Origin of the sequence: Variovorax sp. MSC1_012 (assembly GCF_023667525.1) — a bacterium.
GTDB lineage: Bacteria > Pseudomonadota > Gammaproteobacteria > Burkholderiales > Burkholderiaceae_C > Variovorax > Variovorax beijingensis_B.
The window spans coordinates 1,244,435-1,263,398 of the sequence record NZ_CM174443.1 but is presented as its reverse complement, the minus strand read 5'-3'; the positions used below and the strand labels follow the sequence as shown (position 1 = coordinate 1,263,398).

Below are 18,964 nucleotides of genomic sequence, written 5' to 3'. Positions count from 1 at the left end.
CAGGCTGCGCGGTGGCGAGTCAACCCGTTCACTGATCGACGTGCTTTGCAGCACCTCGAGCAATGAAGTTTGAACTATTCGAAAGATATAAGGAGACACATCCCATGCTGAACCCATCGCAAGACATCGACTACGGCACGCCCAGACGCGAATCGACCGAAGAAGTCACGCTCGAAATCGACGGCATGCCGGTGACGGTGGCCAAGGGCACTTCGCTGATGCGCGCGGCGGTCGACGCGGGCGTGCAGGTGCCCAAGCTGTGCGCGACCGACAGCCTGGAGCCCTTCGGCTCCTGCCGGCTCTGCCTGGTGGAGATCGACGGACGCAAGGGCTATCCGGCTTCGTGCACCACGCCGGCCGAAGCCGGCATGAAGGTGCGCACGCAGAGCCCGAGGCTGCAGGAGCTGCGCAAGGGCGTGATGGAGCTCTACATCTCCGACCATCCGCTCGACTGCCTCACCTGCGCCGCCAACGGCGACTGCGAGCTGCAGGACATGGCCGGCGTGACCGGGCTGCGCAACGTGCGCTACGGCTACGACGGGGCCAATCACCTGAAAAGCGCCAAGGACGAATCGAACCCGTACTTCACCTACGACCCCGCCAAGTGCATCGTCTGCAACCGCTGCGTGCGCGCCTGCGAGGAAACGCAGGGTACCTTCGCGCTCACCATCAGCGGCCGCGGCTTCGAGTCGCGCGTATCGCCGGGGCAGGACCAGCCCTTCATGGAATCCGAATGCGTGAGCTGCGGCGCCTGCGTGCAGGCCTGCCCCACCGCCACGCTGCAGGAAAAATCGGTGATCTGGCTGGGCCAGGCCGAGCACAGCGCCATCACTACCTGCGCCTATTGCGGCGTGGGCTGCGGCTTCAAGGCCGAGATGAAGGGCAACGAAGTGGTGCGCATGGTGCCGTGGAAGGACGGCAAGGCCAACGAAGGCCATTCGTGCGTGAAGGGCCGCTTTGCCTGGGGCTACGCCACCCACAAGGACCGGGTGCTCAAGCCCATGATCCGCAGCAAGATCACCGACCCGTGGCAAGAGGTGAGCTGGGACGAAGCCGTCAATTATGCCGCCAGTGAGTTCCGCCGCATCCAGGCCAAGTACGGCACCGATTCCATCGGTGGGCTCGTGTCCTCGCGCTGCACCAACGAAGAGGGCTACCTGGTCCAGAAGCTGGTGCGCGCGGCCTTCGGCAACAACAACGTCGACACCTGCGCGCGCGTGTGCCACTCGCCCACCGGCTACGGGCTGAAGCAGACCATGGGCGAATCGGCCGGCACGCAGACCTTCAAGTCGGTCGAGAAGTCGGACGTGATCATGGTGATCGGCGCCAATCCGTCCGACGGCCATCCCGTGTTCGCGTCGCGCATGAAGAGGCGCCTGCGCGCCGGCGCCCGGCTGATCGTGGTCGACCCGCGCACCATCGACCTGGTGAAGTCGCCGCACGTCAAGGCCGACCACCACCTCAAGCTCAAGCCAGGCACCAACGTGGCGGTAATCAGCGCCATGGCGCACGTGATCGTGACCGAAGGTCTGGTCGACGAAGCCTTCGTGGCCGAGCGCTGCGAGCCCAAGTCGTTCAACGAGTGGCGCGAATTCGTTGCGCGCCCCGCCAACTCGCCCGAGGCCATGGAAGCAGTGACCGGCGTGCCGGCGGCCGAGCTGCGCGCTGCCGCGCGGCTGTTTGCCAAGGGCCACGACGGCAAGCGCAATGCCGCCATCTACTACGGCCTGGGCGTGACAGAGCACAGCCAGGGCTCGACCATGGTGATGGGCATTGCCAACCTCGCCATGGCCACCGGCAACGTGGGCCGCGAAGGCGTGGGCGTGAATCCGCTGCGCGGCCAGAACAACGTGCAGGGCTCTTGCGACATGGGATCGTTCCCGCACGAACTGCCGGGCTACCGCCATGTGTCCGACAGCACCGCGCGCGGCAGTTTCGAATCCGCATGGGGCGTGGAACTGCGACCCGAGCCGGGCCTGCGCATTCCCAACATGTTCGATGCCGCCATCACCGGCAGCTTCAAGGGCCTGTATTGCGAAGGCGAAGACGTGGTCCAGTCGGACCCGAACACCCAGCATGTGGCCGAGGCCATGATGGCGATGGAATGCATCGTCGTGCAGGACCTGTTCCTGAACGAAACCGCCAAGTACGCGCATGTGTTCCTGCCGGGCGCGTCGTTCCTGGAAAAAGACGGCACCTTCACCAACGCCGAGCGGCGCATCTCGCGCGTCACCAAGGTGATGCCGCCCAAGGCCGGCTATGCCGACTGGGAGGTGACGCAGCTGCTCTCCAATGCGCTCGGCTATCCCATGAACTATGCGAGCGCCGAAGAGATCATGAACGAGATCGCCGCGCTCACGCCCACCTTCACGGGCGTGAGCTACGCCAAGCTCGCGAAGCTCGGCAGCGTGCAATGGCCCTGCAACGAGGCCGCGCCGGAAGGCACGCCGACAATGCACATCGGTGAGTTCGTGCGCGGCAAGGGCAAGTTCATCATCACGCAGTACGTGCCGACCGACGAGAAGGTCACGCGCATGTACCCGCTGATCCTGACCACGGGGCGCATCCTCTCGCAATACAACGTGGGCGCGCAGACCCGCCGCACCGACAACAACCAATGGCACAGCGAGGACCGGCTGGAAATCCATCCGGCCGACGCCGAGGACCGCGGCATCGCCGAGGGCGACTGGGTCGGCATCAGGAGCCGCGCCGGCGAAACCGTGCTGCGTGCCACCATCACCGAGCGCGTGCAGCCGGGCGTGGTCTACACCACCTTCCACTTTCCCGAATCGGGCGCCAACGTGATCACCACCGACAACTCCGACTGGGCCACCAACTGCCCCGAGTTCAAGGTGACCGCGGTGCAGGTGATGCCGGTGATGCAGCCTTCGCAATGGCAGCAGGAGTACAGCCGGTTCAACGCGCTGCAGGAAGAACTGCTGAGCAAGCGGCTCGGTGAAGCGGCAGAAACAGCGGTGGCCAAATGAACCTGGCCGACATACCGCTGCGGCCGGGAGGCGCCGAGCTGCTGCCCGTGCGCGGCGTGCGCGCGCGGCAGGCTTTCGACAACCGCGACTGGGTGGCCGTGGAGGTGCCGGTGGCGCTGGAGTTCAATGGCATCGCACACGCCGTGATGCTTGCAACACCCACCGACCTGGCCGACTTTGCACTCGGCTTCGCGCTCAGCGAGGGCATCCTGCTTGGCCGCGGCGAGCTCTACGGCATCGAGGAAGAGTACGGGCCCGAGGGCATCACCCTGAAGCTCGACGTCGCAAGCGCGGCCTTCGCCAGATTGAAGGAGCGGCGCCGCTCGATGGCCGGCCGCACAGGCTGCGGGCTGTGCGGCACCGAAAGCCTCGCGCATGTCGCGCGCACGCTGCCGGCTTTGCCGCCGGGCCCCTCGCTCTCGAAGACCGCTGTCGCCCGCGGCATGCGGGAGCTTGCATCGCTGCAGGTGCTGCAAAAAGTGACTGGCGCCGTGCACGCGGCGGCCTGGTGCACAGCAGAAGGCGAGGCCCTGCTGGTGCGCGAAGACGTTGGCCGGCACAACGCGCTGGACAAGCTGGTGGGTGCGCTTGCCAAAAGCGCAGTGGCCGCTTCCACCGGCTTCATCGCCGTGACTAGCCGCGCGAGCTTCGAGATGGTGCAGAAAACCGTTGCCGCCGGCGTGCCGCTGCTGGCCGCGGTGTCGGCCTCGACCTCGCTGGCCACGGCGATTGCGCAGGACGCGGGCCTGACGCTGGCGGGCTTCGTGCGCGGCGACGACCTGGTCATCTACACCCACTCGTGGCGGCTCAACGGCCTGCCCGCCAACGCCTGAGGTTTCTTGCAATGCACGTCGACCAGCTGATCCGCATGGTGAACCAGATGGGCAGCTTCTTCGAAGCCATGCCCAACCGCAGCGAAGCCCTTCACGACCTTGCGCTGCACCTGAAGCGCTTCTGGGAGCCGCGCATGCGGCGCGAGCTGCTGGCGCACCTGGACGCCTGCGGACCGGGCGAGCTGAACCCGGTGTCGGCCGAGGCGATCCGCGTGCACCGGGCGCTGCTCGAATAGCAGCGCCGCACAGCGCCTACTGCAGCGCCGCCGGCTTGATCCGCGACGCCATGCCCGCGGTGCCGAAGGCCTGGAAGCGGTCGATGCAGACGTCGCGCGCGGCCGCGGTCGCCTCCTTCAGGAACTTGCGCGGATCGAATTCGCTGCGGTCCTGGCCCATCGCGCGGCGCATGGCACCCGTCATCGCGAGCCGGATGTCGGTGTCGATGTTGACCTTGCGCACGCCATGGCGGATGCCTTCCTGGATCTCCTCCACCGGCACGCCGTACGTTTCCTTGATGTCGCCGCCAAAGTCGCGGATCACGGCCAGCCATTCCTGCGGCACCGACGAAGAGCCGTGCATCACGAGGTGCGTCTTCGGAATGCGCGCATGGATCTCCTTGATGCGGTCGATCGCGAGGATGTCGCCGGTCGGCTTGCGGCTGAACTTGTAGGCGCCGTGCGAAGTGCCGATGGCAATGGCCAGCGCATCCACGCCGGTGCGCGACACGAAGTCGACCGCCTGCTGCGGATCGGTCAGCAATTGGTCGTGCGACAGCACGCCCTCGGCGCCGCTGCCGTCTTCCTCGCCGGCCATGCCCGATTCGAGCGACCCGAGGCAGCCCAGTTCGCCCTCGACCGAGACGCCCACCGCATGCGCCATCTCCACCACGCGGCTCGTCACGCCCACGTTGTAGTCGTAGCTCGCGGGCGTCTTCGCGTCTTCCATCAGCGAGCCGTCCATCATCACGCTGGTGAAGCCCGACCGGATGGCCTGCATGCACATCGACGGGCTCGCGCCGTGGTCCTGGTGCATCACGATCGGGATCTCGGGGTACATCTCGGCGGCCGCCTCGACCATCTTGCGCAGGAAGGGCTCGCCCGCGTATTTGCGCGCACCCGCCGAGGCCTGCAGGATGACCGGGCTGCCGGTCTTGCGCGCGGCCTGCATGATGGCCTGGATCTGCTCCAGGTTGTTGACATTGAACGCCGGCACGCCGTACTGGTGCTCGGCGGCGTGGTCCAGCAATTGGCGCAGCGAAATCATGGCCATGAGAAGCTCCTGTGGATGTGGGGAATCGGTAGCGAGGGCGTCATTTCCTGCGGTCCTGGAGCGCCTTGACCGCGGGCAGGCTCTTGCCTTCGAGAAATTCGAGGAATGCGCCGCCCGCCGTCGAGACGTAGTCGATGCACTCCTCCACCTCGAACTGGTTGATGGCAGCCACCGTATCGCCGCCGCCCGCGAGCGAGAACGCATCCATCCGCGCGATCGCGTTGGCCAGCGTGCGCGTGCCGTGCGAGAACTGCTCGATCTCGAACACGCCGAGCGGGCCGTTCCAGACGATGGTCCTGCACTGGCCGAGCATCGCGACGAGCTGCGCCACCGACTCAGGGCCGAAGTCCAGGATCATGTCGTCGGGCGCCACGTCGGCCACGGCCTTCACGGTCGCCATCGCGTTTGGCGAGAACTCGGTGGCCGTGACCACGTCGGTCGGCATGAAGAGCCGCGCACCGCGCGCCGCGAGCGCTGCGGCTACGGCGCGCGCGGTGTCCACCATCTCGGGTTCGCACAGCGACCGGCCGACCGGATGGCCCGCCGCGAGCAAGAAGGTGTTGGCCATGCCGCCGCCCACCACCAGCCACTCGACCTGCGCCGCGAGCGATTCGAGAATCGACAGCTTGGTCGAAACCTTGGCGCCGCCGACGATCGCCGCGAGCGGCCGCGCCGGGTTCGCGAGCGCACGGCCGAGCGCATTGAGTTCCGACGCCATCAGCGGACCGGCGCAGGCAATGGGCGCGAGCCGTGCCAGCGCCTCGGTGGTGGCCTCGGCGCGGTGCGCGGTGCCGAAGGCATCGTTCACGTACACGTCGCACAGGGCCGCCATGCGCCGCGCCAGGGCTTCGGCATTGGCCTTCTCGCCGACGTTCGCGCGGCAGTTCTCTAGCAGCGCCACCTGGCCGGGCGCAAGGTCGAAGGGACGATCGAGCCAATCGCCGATCAGCGCCACCGGCGCGCCCAGCAGTTCGCCGAGCCGCTCCGCCACCGGCGCCAGCGATTCGCCCGGTGCAAGCTGGCCTTCCTTCGGGCGGCCCAGGTGCGAAGCGACCATCACGCGCGCCCCTTGCGACAGCGCGTGGCGGATGCCGCCCAGGCTGGCGCGGATGCGCGTGTCGTCGCTGATGCGCCCCGAGGCATCGAGCGGCACGTTGAGATCGCAGCGGATGAACACGCGCTGCCCGCGCAGGTCGATCTGGTCGAGCGTGTTGAAGCTCATGCGGCCTCTTTCAGGCTGGCCAGCGCGGCGTTCGCAAGCAGTCGGCGGGCGCGTTCGGCCACCACTTCGGCCGTGAGGCCGAACAGCTTGAAGAGCGCTCCGGCCGGCGCCGATTCGCCGAAGCGGTCGAGCCCGACCACGTCGCCGTATTCGCCGACGAATTTCCACCACAGGCCCGTGCTGCCGGCCTCCACCGCCACGCGCGGCAGGTGGCGCGGAATCACCGCGTGGCGCCACTCGGCGTCCTGGCGTTCGAACACGTCCATGCATGGCACGGACACCACGCGCGCCTCGATGCCCTGCTGCGCCAGCAGGGCCGCGGCGGCCAAGGCCACGCCCACTTCCGAGCCGCTCGCCAGCAGGCAGACGCACTCGGCCTCCGGGCGGCGCAGCACATAGGCGCCGCGCGCAATCGACTCGATGCGCTCATCGCCGTCGCCGGCATGCGGCAGCGCCTGGCGCGTCAGCAGCAGGCAGCTCGGCCCGTCGACGCGGCGCAGGGCCTGGCGCCAGGCCACGGCCGTCTCGGTGGCATCGGCGGGGCGCCAGACGTCGACATCGGGAATCAGCCGCAGGCTCGAGGCATGCTCCACCGGCTGGTGCGTCGGGCCGTCCTCGCCGAGCCCGATCGAGTCGTGCGTGAAGACGTAGATGACCGGCAGCTTCATCAGCGCCGACATGCGCACGCCGTTGCGCGCGTAGTCGGAAAAAGTGAGGAAGGTACCGCCAAAGGGACGAAAGCCGCCGTGCAGCGCGAGCCCGTTCATGATGGCCGCCATGCCGAACTCGCGTACGCCGTAGTGCACGTGGTTGCCGGTGCCCGTGCCCTTGAGCGCGCGATGGCCCTTCCAGTCGGTGAGGTTCGAACCTGTGAGGTCGGCCGAGCCGCCGATCAGTTCCGGCATCACGGGGCCGACCTCGTCGAGCACCTGCTGCGACGCCTTGCGCGTGGCGACCGATGCCTTGTGCTGTTCCGCGCCGGACGCGGCCGAGGCCAGTGCCGCTTCGGCCTTCGCAGTGAGGGGCGCATCGGTGCGATGGCGCCGCAGCAGTTCGCGCGCGAGCGCCGGATGCTCCTGTGCATAGGCGGCGAAGCGCACTTGCCAGGCCTTGTGCAGCGCGGCGCCCGATTCGCGCGCCGACCAGGCCTGCGCAATATCCGCCGGCAGCTCGAAGGGCGCGGCGCTCCAGCCGAGCGCCTGACGCGTCAGCGCGATCTCGGCATCGCCCAATGCCTCGCCGTGCGCCTTCGCGGTACCGGCACGGTTCGGCGAGCCCTGGCCGATGCGCGTCTTGCAGCACACCAGCACCGGCCGGTTCGAAGCCGTGGCGCTTTCAATGGCTGCATCGAGCGCCGCGGCGTCATGGCCGTCGACGCCGCGCAGCACGGTCCAGCCGTAGGCTTCGAAACGGCCCGGCGTGTCGTCGCTGAACCAGTCGCCGACCTCGCCGTCGATCGAGATGCCGTTGTCGTCGTAGAACGCCACCAGCTTGCGGAGCTGCCAAGTGCCCGCGAGCGAGCAGGCCTCGTGGCTGATGCCTTCCATCAGGCAGCCGTCGCCCAGGAACACATAGGTGCGGTGGTCGATCACCTCGTGGCCGGGCCGGTTGAATTCCTCGGCCAGCAGCTTCTCGGCCAGCGCCATGCCCACCGCATTGCTGATGCCCTGCCCCAGCGGCCCGGTGGTGGTCTCCACGCCGGGCGTGATGCCGACCTCGGGGTGCCCCGGCGTGCGCGAATGCAGCTGGCGGAAGCGCCGCAGCTCCTCCATCGGCAGCGCATAGCCGCTCAGGTGCAGCAGTGCATACAGCAGCATCGACCCGTGGCCGTTGGAAACGACGAAGCGGTCGCGGTTCATCCAGCGCGGATCGGCGGGATCGTGCCGCAGGCGATGCCGCCACAGGGCTTCGGCGATGTCGGCCATGCCCATCGGCATGCCCGGGTGGCCCGAGTTGGCGGCTTGCACCGCGTCCATGGCCAGCGCGCGGATGGCGTTGGCGCACTGCGTGCGCAAGGCGAGGTTTTCAATCGTCATGCGAAGGTCCGGTTGGTTCGTCTTTTGCGTGAGGTGTTGGTTCGGAGCGCCCGCGCCCTAGATCGCGTAGGCCTTCTTGCGGCGCTCCATGAGGCGCAGGATCATCGGCGTGAAGATCAGCTGCATCGCGAGCTCCATCTTTCCGCCCGGCACCACCAGCGTGTTGGCGCGCGACATGAAGGAGTCGTGCAGCATGCTCAGCAGGTACGGAAAGTCGAAGCCGATCGGGTTGGCGAAGCGGATCACCACCAGGCTCTCGTCCGGGCTCGGAATGGTTCGCGCAATGAACGGGTCGGAGGTGTCGACCACCGGCACGCGCTGGAAGTTGATGTGGGTGCGCGTGAACTGCGGGCAGATGTAGTGCACGTACTCGTTCATGCGGCGCAGGATCACGTCGGTCACGGCTTCGGTCGAATAGCCGCGCGTGTTCTTGTCGCGGTGCAGCTTCTGGATCCACTCGAGGTTGATCACCGGCACCACGCCGATCAGCAGATCGACGTGGCGCGCGATGTCGACCTTCCCGGTGGTCACGCCGCCATGCAGGCCCTCGTAGAACAGCAGTTCGCTGTCGGGCAGCGTTTCCCACGGCGTGAAGGTGCCGGGCTCCTGCTTGTAGGGCGCCGCCTCCACCGCGTCGTGCAGGTACTTGCGGCTCTGGCCGACACCCGCTTCGCCGTAGTCGCGGAACAGCGCTTCGAGTTCGGCGAACAGGTTGGCGTCTTCGCCGAAGTGGCTGAAGTTCTGGTTGCCGGCGGCCTCGGCCTCGGCCATGGCCACCTTCATGGAATTGCGGTCGTAGCGGTGGAAGCTGTCGCCTTCCACGATCGCCGCCTTGACGCTCTCTCGGCGGAAGATGTTCTCGAAGGTCCGAGTGACGGACGTGGTGCCCGCGCCGGACGAGCCGGTGATGGCAACGATGGGATGTTTGGCTGACATGGTGGCCTCGGGGAGATGAAGAATTCGTGCGGGCGGCAGGGCCTCGTTGTTCAGGCGGCGGTCGCGAACAGGCCGCGCTTGCCGAACAGCGGCGCCTGGTAGGTGTCCTGCGGCTCCTCGCTGTGGTAGGCCTCCACGCGCGCCACCTCGTCGGACGACCCGAAGACGAAGCCGATGCGCTGGTGGATCGACTCCGGCTCGACCGCCATCAGGCGGCGCCGGCCGGTGCTGGCCATGCCGCCGGCCTGCTCGATCAAGAACGAGATCGGGTTGGCCTCGTAGAGCAGCCGCAGGCGCCCGTCGCGGCCCGATTCCTTGCTGTCGCGCGGGTACATGAAGACGCCGCCGCGCATCAGGATGCGGTGCGTCTCGGCCACCAGCGAGGCGATCCACCGCATGTTGAAGTCGATGCCGCGCGGGCCTTCCTTGCCGGCCAGGCATTCGTCGACGTAGCGCTTCACGGCCGGTTCCCAGAAGCGGCTGTTCGAGGCGTTGATCGCGAACTCGCTGGTCTGCCGCGGAATGCTCAGGTTCGGATGGCTCAGCACCCATTCGCCCAGTTGCGGATCGAGCGTGAAGGCATGCGTGCCGTTGCCCAGCGTCAGCACCAGCATGGTCGAGGGGCCGTAGATCGCGTAGCCGGCGCCGACCTGCTCGGTGCCGGGCTGCAAGAAGTCTTCAGGCTTCGCGTCGGCCTCTGGCGTGGGCGCGCGCAGGATCGAGAAGATGCTGCCCACCGCCACGTTGACGTCGATGTTCGACGAACCGTCGAGCGGATCGAACAGCAGCAGGTACTTGCCGCGCGGGTACTGCTGCTGCGGCGGCAGGTAGGGCTCTTCCATCTCTTCCGAGACCATGCCCGCCACGTGGCCGCCCCACTCGTTGGCGCGCAGGAACATGTCGTTGCTCAGCACGTCGAGCGTCTTCTGTTCCTCGCCCTGCACGTTCTGCGTGCTCGCGCTGCCGAGCACGTCGCCCAGCGCGCCGAGCGCCACCTTGCGCGAGATTGCCTTGCAGGCAAGGGAGACGTCGGTGATGAGCGCGTTGAGCGCGCCCGTGGCACCGGGGTGGCGGCGGCGCTCCTCGATGATGTACTGGGTCAGCGTGGCCTTGCCTGCAATGGGCATGATCGTCTCCTGGTTGAATCAAAAAATCCGGGTCGTCACTTCTTCGTCTCGGCGGACCGCAGCGCGCGACTCGCATGCCCTCAGCAACAGTTGTTGCGGCGTCGAGACGCGCCACGCGCGCGCCGCTTCGCCCACATTCGCTGCTGCATGGCCGCCATAGCCCCAGGCCACCAGCGCCGCCGGACAGCCCGCGGCCTGCGCCGCGAGCAGGTCGGCCGGGCCGTCGCCCACCATCAGCAGCCGCGCGGGTTCCACACCCAACTGGCGCGCCGCGGCCTGCAGCAGGAGCGGCGCGGGTTTGCGCTGTGCCGCGGTGTCGGCGCCATGGACCCCCGCCATTGCCGACAGCAGACCCGCTGCATCCAGCACGGCGCGTGCCAGCGGCGTCGGCTTGTTCGTGACCACCACCATCGGCAGCGTGCGGCGCAGGCCCGCGACGAGTGCGGCAATGCCCTCGAACACGCTGCCGAACTTCAAGGGCGCCGCCAGCGTGGCGGCATCGAAGGACTTGCGCAGCCGGCCACGCAGCGCCTCGCTGCCGCCGAGCCCGTGCTCGCGCAGCGCCTGCAGGATCAGCGCATCGGGTCCGTCGCCGATCCATGCGCGCACGGTGTCCAGCTCGAAGCAGGCCAGCCCGGCTTCCTCGAGCGCGCAGTTCAGCGCCTGCCGGATGTCGGGCGCGCTGTCGACCAGCGTGCCGTCGAGGTCGAAGGCGATCGCATCGATGCCGTGCAGCTCTTCTTTCGTCATGCGGGACGCCCTTCCATCGACTCGCGGCCCTGCAGCGCCTGCGCGCGGATGGCGCTGATGGCTTCGCGGTAGCGGCCGCCGTTGAACACGGCCGAGCCCGCCACCAGCGTGTCGGCCCCGGCGGCGCCGATGCGCGCGGCGTTGTCGGGCTTCACGCCGCCATCGACCTCCAGCCAGATCTCGCGCCCGCTCGCATCGATGCGGCGGCGCACCGCCTCGATCTTCGGCAGCACGCTCTCGATGAAGCTCTGGCCGCCGAAGCCCGGGTTGACCGACATCAGCAGCACCAGGTCAAGCTGGTCCAGCACATGGTCGAGCACCGCGAGCGGCGTGGCGGGGTTGAGCACCAGGCCGGCCCTGCAGCCGCTGTCCCGGATCAGCCGGATGGTGCGGTCGATGTGCTCGCTGGCCTCGGGGTGGAACGAGATGATCGAGGCCCCGGCCTGCGCGAACATCGGGATCAGCGCATCGACCGGCTTGACCATCAGGTGCACGTCGATCGGCACCGTCGCATAGGGCTTGATGGCCTCGCAGACCAGCGGACCGATTGTCAGATTTGGAACATAGTGGTTGTCCATGACATCGAAATGGATCAGGTCGGCACCGGCCTCGATGACCGCCGTGACCTCGTCGCCGAGCCGCGCAAAGTTTGCCGACAGCAGGCTTGGCGCGATGCGCATGGCGTTTTTTGTGTTCTGCATCTAGGAGTTCTCGCGGTAAAGCGCCTGCACGGCATTCAATGGCGGGACCACGGTGGCCATTTGCAGCAGTTCGTCGATGCCGAGCCACGCCGCGGATTCGAGGCGCCCGCCAGGCTCGCCGGCCAGCGGCTGGCCGGGGTCGCCCAGGCTCGGCAGCACCAAGCCGGCGCCGCTGAAATCGCTGCCCTCGGTCCAGAAGGTGGGTGTGACCAGCGTCCAGAGGCCGGCGCCCAGGGCCGAGCGCAGCCCGTTGGGCGAGTCCTCGATGGCAATGGCGCGCTCGGGCGGCACGCCCAGCGTGTCGAGCGCCAGCAGGTAGATGTCGGAGGCGGGCTTCTTCGCGCGCACCTGGTCGCCGCAGGCAATCACGTCGAACATCGTGAGTCCGCGCGGGCCCAGCGTGGCCTGCAGCAGCGCGTCGATGTTGACGGCGGTGGTGGTGCTGGCAATGGCCAGGCGCAGGCCGGCGCGCTGAGCCTCCTCCAGAAAGCGCAGCACGCCGGTGCGCAGCTCGATGCCGCCGCGCCGCGCGATGTCGGTGTAGTGCTGCGTCTTGGCGGCATGGATGGCCGGCACGCGTTCGTGCAGCCGTTTCTTCTCGGATGCGCCCAGCGGCAGCGAATCGATGTAGGCCTTCATGCGCTCCTTGCCGCCCGTGACCGCCAGCAGCGCGCGGTATTCGGCCTGGCTCCAGTGCCAGCCGAGCCCGAGCTGCTCGAAGGCCAGGTTGAAGGCCATGCGGTGCACTTCCTCGGTGTCGGCCAGGGTGCCGTCGACGTCGAAGACCAGGGCTTCGATGCTCATCTTTTTTCTCCTTCGGCCTGCGCGGCTTCCGCTGGCGGATTGAAGACGCGGCTGGCCAGGATGTCCTGCGCCTGCAGCGTGCAAAGCTGCTCGCGCGTCAAGGCCTCTTCGCTGCCGAACAGGCGCGTGGCGTGGCGCAGCCGGATGCGGTCGAGCGCGTTGCGGATCGATCGCGCATTCGCAAAGTGCGGCTGCCGCCGGCGCAGGCTCACGTAGCGCGAGAAGGTGGAGGCCGCGCCGTCGTCGAAGCTGTAGTTCAGCCGCCCCAGCATGAGTTGCGCGATCTGCATCAGCTCGGCCTCGCTGTAGTCCGGAAAGTCGATGTGGTGCGCAATGCGCGAGGCCATGCCCGGGTTGCTGCCGAAGAAGGTCTCCATGCGGTCCTTGTAGCCCGCAAGAATCACGACGAGGTCGTCGCGCTGGTTCTCCATCACCTGCAGCAAAATCTCGATGGCCTCTTGCCCGTAGTCGCGCTCGTTCTCGGGCCGGTAGAGGTAGTAGGCCTCGTCGATGAACAGCACGCCGCCCATCGCCTTCTTGATCACTTCCTTGGTCTTGGGCGCCGTGTGGCCGATGAACTGGCCCACCAGGTCGTCGCGCGTCACCGCCACCAGGTGGCCCTTGCGCACATAGCCCAGCTGCTTGAGCACCTCGGCCATGCGCATCGCCACCGTGGTCTTGCCGGTGCCCGGGTTGCCGGTGAACGACATGTGCAGCGACGGCGGCTGCGACTGCAGCCCCTGTTCCTGGCGCAGCTTGTCGATCAGGAGCAGCGCCGCGATGTCGCGGATGCGGCCCTTGACCGGCGCCAGCCCGATCAGCTCGGCGTCGAGCTGGTCGAGCAGCGCTTTCACGCCCGACGACTCGAAGAGCTGCCTCGGCGCCGTGGCCGTGGCCGTGATGGCGGGGGTTTCGGTGGCGTCCATGCGTGGCTCCGGCATCTCCGTACGGGGTTCGATCAGTAACGGCTGCCTTCGGGCCGCGCCTGCACCGCATAGCTTTCGATGCTGTAGCGGATCGTGCGGCCCGGCTCCTCGGAGCGGATCAGGCGGAAGCCCGGTTCGTTCGACGGCCGGTTGACGATGAAGGACATCACGACCGACTCGGTGCCGTGCGTCGAGTCGAAGGCCGTCACGCGGATGTACTGCTGCGGAAATGTCTTGCGGCAGGCCGCGAGTTCGAGCATGACGCCGGCCGCATCCTTGATGTCGAACATCGGGTTGCCGAACATCTCCCAGAAGGTGTTGCGCGGATGCGGGTCGTCGGTGTATTCGAGGCCGATGGCCCAGCCCTTGTCGAGGCAGTACTCGACCTGGCGACTGATCTGCTCGTCGCTCAGGTCGGGCAGGAAGGAAAAAGTGCCTTGTGTGATTCGCATGTCTGTTGCTCCTGGAACTGGAAGACGGGTTCAGGCCACCGACGGCGTCGGCACGTAGTCCGAGGTATCGGTGGAGGCATAGTTGAATGAGATCTCGCCCCAGGTGTCGAGCGCGGCCGCCAGCGGCGTGCACCACTTGGCCGCGTCGCGCAGGATCTGCGGCCCCTCGTTGGCGATGTCGCGGCCCTCGTTGCGCGCCAGCACCATGGCTTCGAGCGCCACGCGGTTGGCGGTGGCCCCGGCCTGGATGCCCTGCGGATGGCCGATGGTGCCGCCGCCGAACTGCAGCACCACGTCGTCGCCGAACAGGTCGAGCAGCTGATGCATCTGTCCGGCATGGATGCCGCCCGAGGCCACCGGCATCACCTTGCGCAGCGCGCCCCAGTCCTGGTCGAAGTAGATGCCGCGCGGCAGGTCCACCAAGGTGCGCGTGTCGCGGCAGACGTTGTAGTAGCCCTGCACCGTCATTGGGTCGCCCTCGAGCTTGCCCACGGCCGTGCCCGCATGGATGTGGTCCACGCCCGCCAGGCGCATCCACTTGGCGATGACGCGGAAGCTCACGCCGTGGTTCTTCTGGCGCGTGTAGGTGCCGTGGCCCGCGCGGTGCAGGTGCAGGATCATGTCGTTCTGGCGGCACCAGTGGCTCATCGACTGGATGGCCGTGTAGCCGACGACCAGGTCGATCATCACGATCACCGAACCCAGCTCCTTGGCGAACTGCGCGCGGCGGTACATCTCTTCCATGGTGCCGGCCGTGACGTTCAGGTAGCTGCCCTTGACCTCGCCGGTGGCGGCGCTGGCCTTGTTCACCGCGTCCATCACGAACAGGAAGCGGTCGCGCCAGTGCATGAAGGGCTGCGAGTTGATGTTCTCGTCGTCCTTCATGAAGTCGAGCCCGCCGCGCAGGCCTTCGTACACCACGCGGCCGTAGTTGCGGCCCGAGAGCCCGAGCTTCGGCTTGGTGGTCGCGCCCAGCAGGGGCCGGCCGAACTTGTCGAGCCGCTCGCGCTCCACCACGATGCCGGTCGGCGGGCCGGGGAAGGTCTTGACGTAGGCCACCGGGAACTTCATGTCCTCCAGCCGCGCGGCCTTCAGCGGCTTGAAGCTGAAGACGTTGCCGATGATGGAAGCCGTCACGTTGGTGATGGAGCCTTCCTCGAACAGCGAGAGGTCGTAGGCCACATAGCAGAAGTACTGGCCCGGGTTGTTGGGCACCGGCTCGACCTTGTAGGCCTTGGCGCGGTACATGTCGCAGGCGGTGAGGCGGTCGGTCCACACCACGGTCCAGGTGGCGGTGGACGATTCGCCCGCCACCGCAGCGGCGGCCTCGATGGCGTCCACGCCTTCCTGCGGCGTGATGCGGAAGAGCGCGAGGATGTCGGTGTCCTTGGGCACGTAGTCGCCGTCCCAGTAGCCCATCTGCGCGTACTTCAGCACACCGGCCGAGTAGCGCTTCTTGGCGTCGGTGATCTGGATTGCTTCGTTCATGTTGCCCATGGAGTGCCTCTCGAAAAGAAGGGGTTTGGTGCTGTCTGGTGAAGTGAATGTAGGCCGCGTAAAAGATAAAGAAAAATTAAATCTTTTGACATTCACATTTGCGAAACCTAATATCTTCAAATGCCTCTTTCCAAGCATGCGAGCTTTCGCCAGCTCGCCACCTTCCACGCCGTGGCGCGGCTCGGCAGCGTTTCACTTGCTGCAGATGAAATGCACCTGACGCAACCCGCGGTGTCGATACAGATCGGCACACTCGAGGAGTCGGCCGGTACGCCGCTCTTGCAGCGCACGGGCCGCGGCATCCGGCTGACCGAGGCGGGCGAGTTGCTGGCGGGCTATGCCGGCCGCATCCTCGACCTGTGGCGCGAGGCCGGCGACGAAATGGCCATGCTGCAGGGCGTGTTCTCGGGCACCTTGCGCGTGGGCGCCATCACCACGGCCGAGTACCTGCTGCCGCCCATCCTGGTGAACTTCGCCAAGGAACATCCGAAGGTGAAGGTCAAGCTGCAGGTCGGGAACCGCGACGAGATCGTGCGCATGCTCGCGGGCCAGGAGATCGACATCGCCATCATGGGCCGCCCGCCCGCGGAGCTGAAGACCGACTCCAGCGCCTTCGCCAAGCACCCGATGGCCTTTCTCGCGGCGCCGTCGCATCCGCTGATGTCCGCGGCCAAGCCGAGCATCGCCCTGCTCTCGGACACGCGCATGCTGGTGCGCGAGCGCGGCTCGGGCACGCGCACCACGGTCGAACGCTTCTTCAAGGACCACGGGCTGCCGCTACGCATCGGCTCCGAGCTGTCGAGCAACGAGGCCATCAAGCAAATGTGCGCCGCGGGCTTCGGCATTGCGTTCTTGTCGATGCACACCTGCGTGCTCGAGATGAATGCGGGCCTGCTGGGCGTGCTGCCGGTGCCGGGCAATCCCGTGGTGCGCGACTGGTACGTGATGCACCTGGCCTCGCGGCAACTGCCGCAGGTGGCGCTGGCGTTCGAGGAGTATTTGCGCACGCATGGCCAGGCGCAGATCCAGCAGCAGCTCGGCACGCTGCCGGCGCTGCGGGCCGCTACAAAGAAACGCAGCGCGCGGCGCGCGGCCTGAGCCTTCCGGCGCGCTGGTTCAAACGCCCAGCTGCACCCGCATGCCGATCCACACGGCCCGCGGCGCACCGGGCGCCACGAACTGCGCATTGCGCCATGCTTCGGGCGCCGCCACCACGCCGCTCGCATCGAAGCCGTTGCGGCCCAACTGGCCCGCGCTGGCGTAGCGGCGGTTGAAGACGTTCGCCACCTTGGCAAAAAGCTCCACGTTGGGCCCGAGCTTCCAGCGCGTCGTGAGATCGAGCAGCGCGTAGCCGCCGATGCGGCCGCTGCCACTGAAGTCGGCCCCGTCGGGCGCGTGCAGGCCGTTCTCGTTGCCGCGCACCGTCTGCTTCGAGTACACGCGGTACTGGGCACCCAGGGTCCAGTCGGGCGTCACGCGCCAGTCGACGTTGAGCTTGAGCGAATGCGCCGGCAGCCCTGGCAGGCGGTCGCCGCGGCGCACCGCAATCTCGCCCTCGCCCGTGCAGGCGGGGCTGGTTTCGGCGCTGCTGTTCGCTTCGGCCACCAGGCAGGCCGGCGAGTCGTATCTCGCGCGCAGGTAGCTGTACGACAGCGACCAGTCGACACGGTCGGTCTGCTGCGAAAGGCCGAGCTCCACGCCCTGGCGCAAAGTGCGCCCGAAGTTGCTGAAGTAGCCGCGCGAGAGCCCGCTGCTGACGAACAACAGGTCGTCCTTGTTGACGGTGCGGAACACCGAGGCATTCCACCGCATGCCGGACTCGAGCGTGCCGCGCAGTCCGGTTTCGAGCGTCTGCGACACCACCTGCTTGAGCGGCGGATCGGACTGCAGCGCGTTCGGCAGCACGCAGGCGTTGGCCGGATCGGAGCAGCCCAGCTCGATGGGGCTCGGCGCTCGGCTGCCCTGGCTCCAGCCCGCATAGGCCGTGAGCCGCGGCGTCGCCTGCCAGGTGAGCCCGATGGCGGGATTGAACTTCTTGTAATGGCCTTCGCCATCGAGCTGCGTGGAAAGCCCGAGCAAGGCGCGCCCATCGTCGCGGGTGCTCACGCGGGTGTCGTTGTAGCGGCCCGAGAGACTCAGCTGCAGGTTCGGCCGCAGGCTCACCAGGTCGGAAAAATAGATGCTCGCGGTGCGGCTCTTGCCCGCGAGCAGCGCGTCGACTTCGGCCTCTTCCTGCGGCACCACCGCGCGCGTGCTATCGAGCAAGCCTTCGGACTCGGTCTGCCGGAAGTGCGTGCGCGCACGGTCCAGCGAGGCACCGAAGGTCAGCTGGTGAATGCCCGCGGTGTAGGTGGACTGCAGCGCGACGCCTTCGCCATGCTGGCGCGTGTAGGTGCGGTTCTCCACGCCTGTGGCTTCCACTTCAGGCGGCTCGAAATCGTCGTTGAGATCGCCGTTGAGCGTGCTGTAGCGCGAACGCCGCGTGTAGGCCGTCATGGAGATCGTCTGCACGTCGCTCAGGCGGTAGCTGGCATTGAGCGTAAGCATCGACATGCGGTTATCGGTGCGGTCCGGGCGCGTGTACACCTGCTTGCGGTTCTGCATCAGCATCGATTCGGGCAGCAGGCCGTTGCCGATCATCCGGTTGTCGCCATGGGTGAAGCTCAGGTCCCAGGAGAGTTTTCCGCTGTCCTGCCCGACCTTGGCGAACAGCTGGCGCACGCGCGAGGGCGAGAAGTTGCGCCAGCCGTCCTCGTTGAGGCCGCCGAGCGCGAGGAACAGGTGACCGCCTTCGGCCAGCTTGCGGCCATGCGTGAGCTCGGTGCTCACGCGGCCGAAGGACCCGGCCTGCAGCTCCAGCCCGGTGCCGGGATGCGTGTCGCCCCGCTTGGTCTGCAGCGACAGCGCACCGCCGAGCGTGTTGAGGCCAAACAGCGGGTTGGAGCCCGGCAGCAGCGTGATGCTCGAGATGGCGGCCTTCGGGACCAGGTCCCAATTCACCACGTCGCCGAAGGGCTCGTTGATGCGCACGCCGTCCTGGTACACCGACAGGCCCTGCGGCGTGCCCAGCACCGGGCTCGCGGTGAAGCCGCGGTAGTTCACGTCGACCTGGAACGGATTGCCCTGGATCTCGTTCACGTTGACGCTGGGCAGCTGCGTGGCCATGAAGTCCGGCAGGTTCAGGCTCTGCGCGCGGCGCAGGTGCTGGCCGTCGGCGGTCTGCACGTTGGACGGGATCTGGTCCTTCGGCACCTCGATGCCCGGCACGGGCGTGGTGCCGACCACCTCGACGGCCGGCAGGCTGCCCGCCCGGGCCGCGATGGCCTCTTGCGCCTGTCCGGGCATCGGGCAGGCAGCGGCGGCCACGGCAAGGCCGATCAGCCGGCGGGTAGTGGGCGATTTCGGTCGGCTCATAGTGTTCCCC

16 protein-coding genes are annotated in these 18,964 nt (G+C 67.5%); 4 read left to right on the top strand and 12 right to left on the bottom strand.

From position 1 onward, the window contains the following. Window positions 1-104 precede the first annotated feature (104 nt). From fdhF to L1081_RS05875, 3 genes are read left to right on the top strand one after another with little or no spacing between them, the layout of a single operon-like run. Window positions 105-2,987, top strand: a complete 2,883-nt coding sequence (gene fdhF, locus L1081_RS05885) for a formate dehydrogenase subunit alpha (RefSeq protein ID WP_489415616.1) — start codon at window positions 105-107, stop codon at window positions 2,985-2,987. After that, entirely contained in the window at window positions 2,984-3,820 is an 837-nt protein-coding gene (gene fdhD, locus L1081_RS05880) for a formate dehydrogenase accessory sulfurtransferase FdhD (RefSeq protein ID WP_489415615.1), read from the top strand. Before fdhF ends, fdhD begins: the two co-directional genes overlap by 4 nt. 11 nt (window positions 3,821-3,831) lie before the next feature. Continuing rightward, window positions 3,832-4,056, top strand: a complete 225-nt coding sequence (locus tag L1081_RS05875; protein ID WP_489415614.1) for a formate dehydrogenase subunit delta — start codon at window positions 3,832-3,834, stop codon at window positions 4,054-4,056. A 16-nt stretch (window positions 4,057-4,072) separates the two neighbouring features. On the opposite strand, the gene fba is transcribed toward L1081_RS05875, so the two are convergent. From fba to L1081_RS05820, 11 genes are read right to left on the bottom strand one after another with little or no spacing between them, the layout of a single operon-like run. Further along, a complete protein-coding gene (gene fba / locus L1081_RS05870) occupies window positions 4,073-5,089 on the bottom strand; it encodes a class II fructose-bisphosphate aldolase (RefSeq protein WP_489415613.1) in 1,017 nt (338 codons plus the stop codon). 40 nt (window positions 5,090-5,129) lie between these two features. Then, window positions 5,130-6,311: a phosphoglycerate kinase gene (locus L1081_RS05865; RefSeq protein ID WP_489415612.1), complete on the bottom strand. Its 1,182-nt coding sequence runs from the start codon at window positions 6,309-6,311 to the stop codon at window positions 5,130-5,132. Continuing rightward, window positions 6,308-8,347, bottom strand: a complete 2,040-nt coding sequence (gene tkt / locus L1081_RS05860; protein ID WP_489415611.1) for a transketolase — start codon at window positions 8,345-8,347, stop codon at window positions 6,308-6,310. Before tkt ends, L1081_RS05865 begins: the two co-directional genes overlap by 4 nt. Window positions 8,348-8,404: 57 nt before the next feature. Next, entirely contained in the window at window positions 8,405-9,283 is an 879-nt protein-coding gene (locus tag L1081_RS05855) for a phosphoribulokinase (protein ID WP_489415610.1), read from the bottom strand. A gap of 50 nt (window positions 9,284-9,333) precedes the next feature. Beyond that, complete coding sequence (locus L1081_RS05850) at window positions 9,334-10,410, bottom strand: class 1 fructose-bisphosphatase (RefSeq protein WP_047782866.1); 1,077 nt, start codon at window positions 10,408-10,410, stop codon at window positions 9,334-9,336. 18 nt (window positions 10,411-10,428) lie between these two features. Beyond that, a complete protein-coding gene (locus tag L1081_RS05845) occupies window positions 10,429-11,160 on the bottom strand; it encodes an HAD-IA family hydrolase (protein ID WP_489415609.1) in 732 nt (243 codons plus the stop codon). Further along, a complete protein-coding gene (rpe, locus tag L1081_RS05840; protein ID WP_489415608.1) occupies window positions 11,157-11,861 on the bottom strand; it encodes a ribulose-phosphate 3-epimerase in 705 nt (234 codons plus the stop codon). The genes L1081_RS05845 and rpe overlap by 4 nt, the downstream gene beginning before the upstream one ends. Further along, entirely contained in the window at window positions 11,862-12,665 is an 804-nt protein-coding gene (locus L1081_RS05835; protein ID WP_489415607.1) for an HAD-IA family hydrolase, read from the bottom strand. Next, window positions 12,662-13,591, bottom strand: a complete 930-nt coding sequence (gene cbbX / locus L1081_RS05830) for a CbbX protein (RefSeq protein WP_489415606.1) — start codon at window positions 13,589-13,591, stop codon at window positions 12,662-12,664. Before cbbX ends, L1081_RS05835 begins: the two co-directional genes overlap by 4 nt. 32 nt (window positions 13,592-13,623) lie before the next feature. After that, complete coding sequence (locus L1081_RS05825) at window positions 13,624-14,043, bottom strand: ribulose bisphosphate carboxylase small subunit (protein WP_124958015.1); 420 nt, start codon at window positions 14,041-14,043, stop codon at window positions 13,624-13,626. 30 nt (window positions 14,044-14,073) lie between these two features. Then, window positions 14,074-15,540 (bottom strand): ribulose-bisphosphate carboxylase large subunit, encoded by a 1,467-nt coding sequence (locus tag L1081_RS05820; RefSeq protein ID WP_489415605.1) that lies wholly within the window; start codon window positions 15,538-15,540, stop codon window positions 14,074-14,076. A 120-nt stretch (window positions 15,541-15,660) separates the two neighbouring features. Here L1081_RS05820 and L1081_RS05815 point away from each other — a divergent pair, with 120 nt between their 5' ends. Beyond that, on the top strand, window positions 15,661-16,638 hold the full coding sequence (locus L1081_RS05815) for a LysR substrate-binding domain-containing protein (RefSeq protein ID WP_489415604.1): 978 nt from the start codon (window positions 15,661-15,663) through the stop codon (window positions 16,636-16,638). 18 nt (window positions 16,639-16,656) lie between these two features. Here the strand turns inward: L1081_RS05815 and L1081_RS05810 are convergent, their stop codons facing one another. Further along, on the bottom strand, window positions 16,657-18,954 hold the full coding sequence (locus tag L1081_RS05810; protein ID WP_489415603.1) for a TonB-dependent receptor domain-containing protein: 2,298 nt from the start codon (window positions 18,952-18,954) through the stop codon (window positions 16,657-16,659). Between the last annotated feature and the right edge of the window lie 10 nt (window positions 18,955-18,964).

Coding starts and splice junctions, on each gene's coding strand:
- fdhF (WP_489415616.1), top strand. CDS start 105: ATGCTGAACCCATCGCAAGACATCGACTACGGCACGCCCAGACGCGAA.
- fdhD (WP_489415615.1), top strand. CDS start 2,984: ATGAACCTGGCCGACATACCGCTGCGGCCGGGAGGCGCCGAGCTGCTG.
- L1081_RS05875 (WP_489415614.1), top strand. CDS start 3,832: ATGCACGTCGACCAGCTGATCCGCATGGTGAACCAGATGGGCAGCTTC.
- fba (WP_489415613.1), bottom strand. CDS start 5,089: ATGGCCATGATTTCGCTGCGCCAATTGCTGGACCACGCCGCCGAGCAC.
- L1081_RS05865 (WP_489415612.1), bottom strand. CDS start 6,311: ATGAGCTTCAACACGCTCGACCAGATCGACCTGCGCGGGCAGCGCGTG.
- tkt (WP_489415611.1), bottom strand. CDS start 8,347: ATGACGATTGAAAACCTCGCCTTGCGCACGCAGTGCGCCAACGCCATC.
- L1081_RS05855 (WP_489415610.1), bottom strand. CDS start 9,283: ATGTCAGCCAAACATCCCATCGTTGCCATCACCGGCTCGTCCGGCGCG.
- L1081_RS05850 (WP_047782866.1), bottom strand. CDS start 10,410: ATGCCCATTGCAGGCAAGGCCACGCTGACCCAGTACATCATCGAGGAG.
- L1081_RS05845 (WP_489415609.1), bottom strand. CDS start 11,160: ATGACGAAAGAAGAGCTGCACGGCATCGATGCGATCGCCTTCGACCTC.
- rpe (WP_489415608.1), bottom strand. CDS start 11,861: ATGCAGAACACAAAAAACGCCATGCGCATCGCGCCAAGCCTGCTGTCG.
- L1081_RS05835 (WP_489415607.1), bottom strand. CDS start 12,665: ATGAGCATCGAAGCCCTGGTCTTCGACGTCGACGGCACCCTGGCCGAC.
- cbbX (WP_489415606.1), bottom strand. CDS start 13,591: ATGGACGCCACCGAAACCCCCGCCATCACGGCCACGGCCACGGCGCCG.
- L1081_RS05825 (WP_124958015.1), bottom strand. CDS start 14,043: ATGCGAATCACACAAGGCACTTTTTCCTTCCTGCCCGACCTGAGCGAC.
- L1081_RS05820 (WP_489415605.1), bottom strand. CDS start 15,540: ATGGGCAACATGAACGAAGCAATCCAGATCACCGACGCCAAGAAGCGC.
- L1081_RS05815 (WP_489415604.1), top strand. CDS start 15,661: ATGCCTCTTTCCAAGCATGCGAGCTTTCGCCAGCTCGCCACCTTCCAC.
- L1081_RS05810 (WP_489415603.1), bottom strand. CDS start 18,954: ATGAGCCGACCGAAATCGCCCACTACCCGCCGGCTGATCGGCCTTGCC.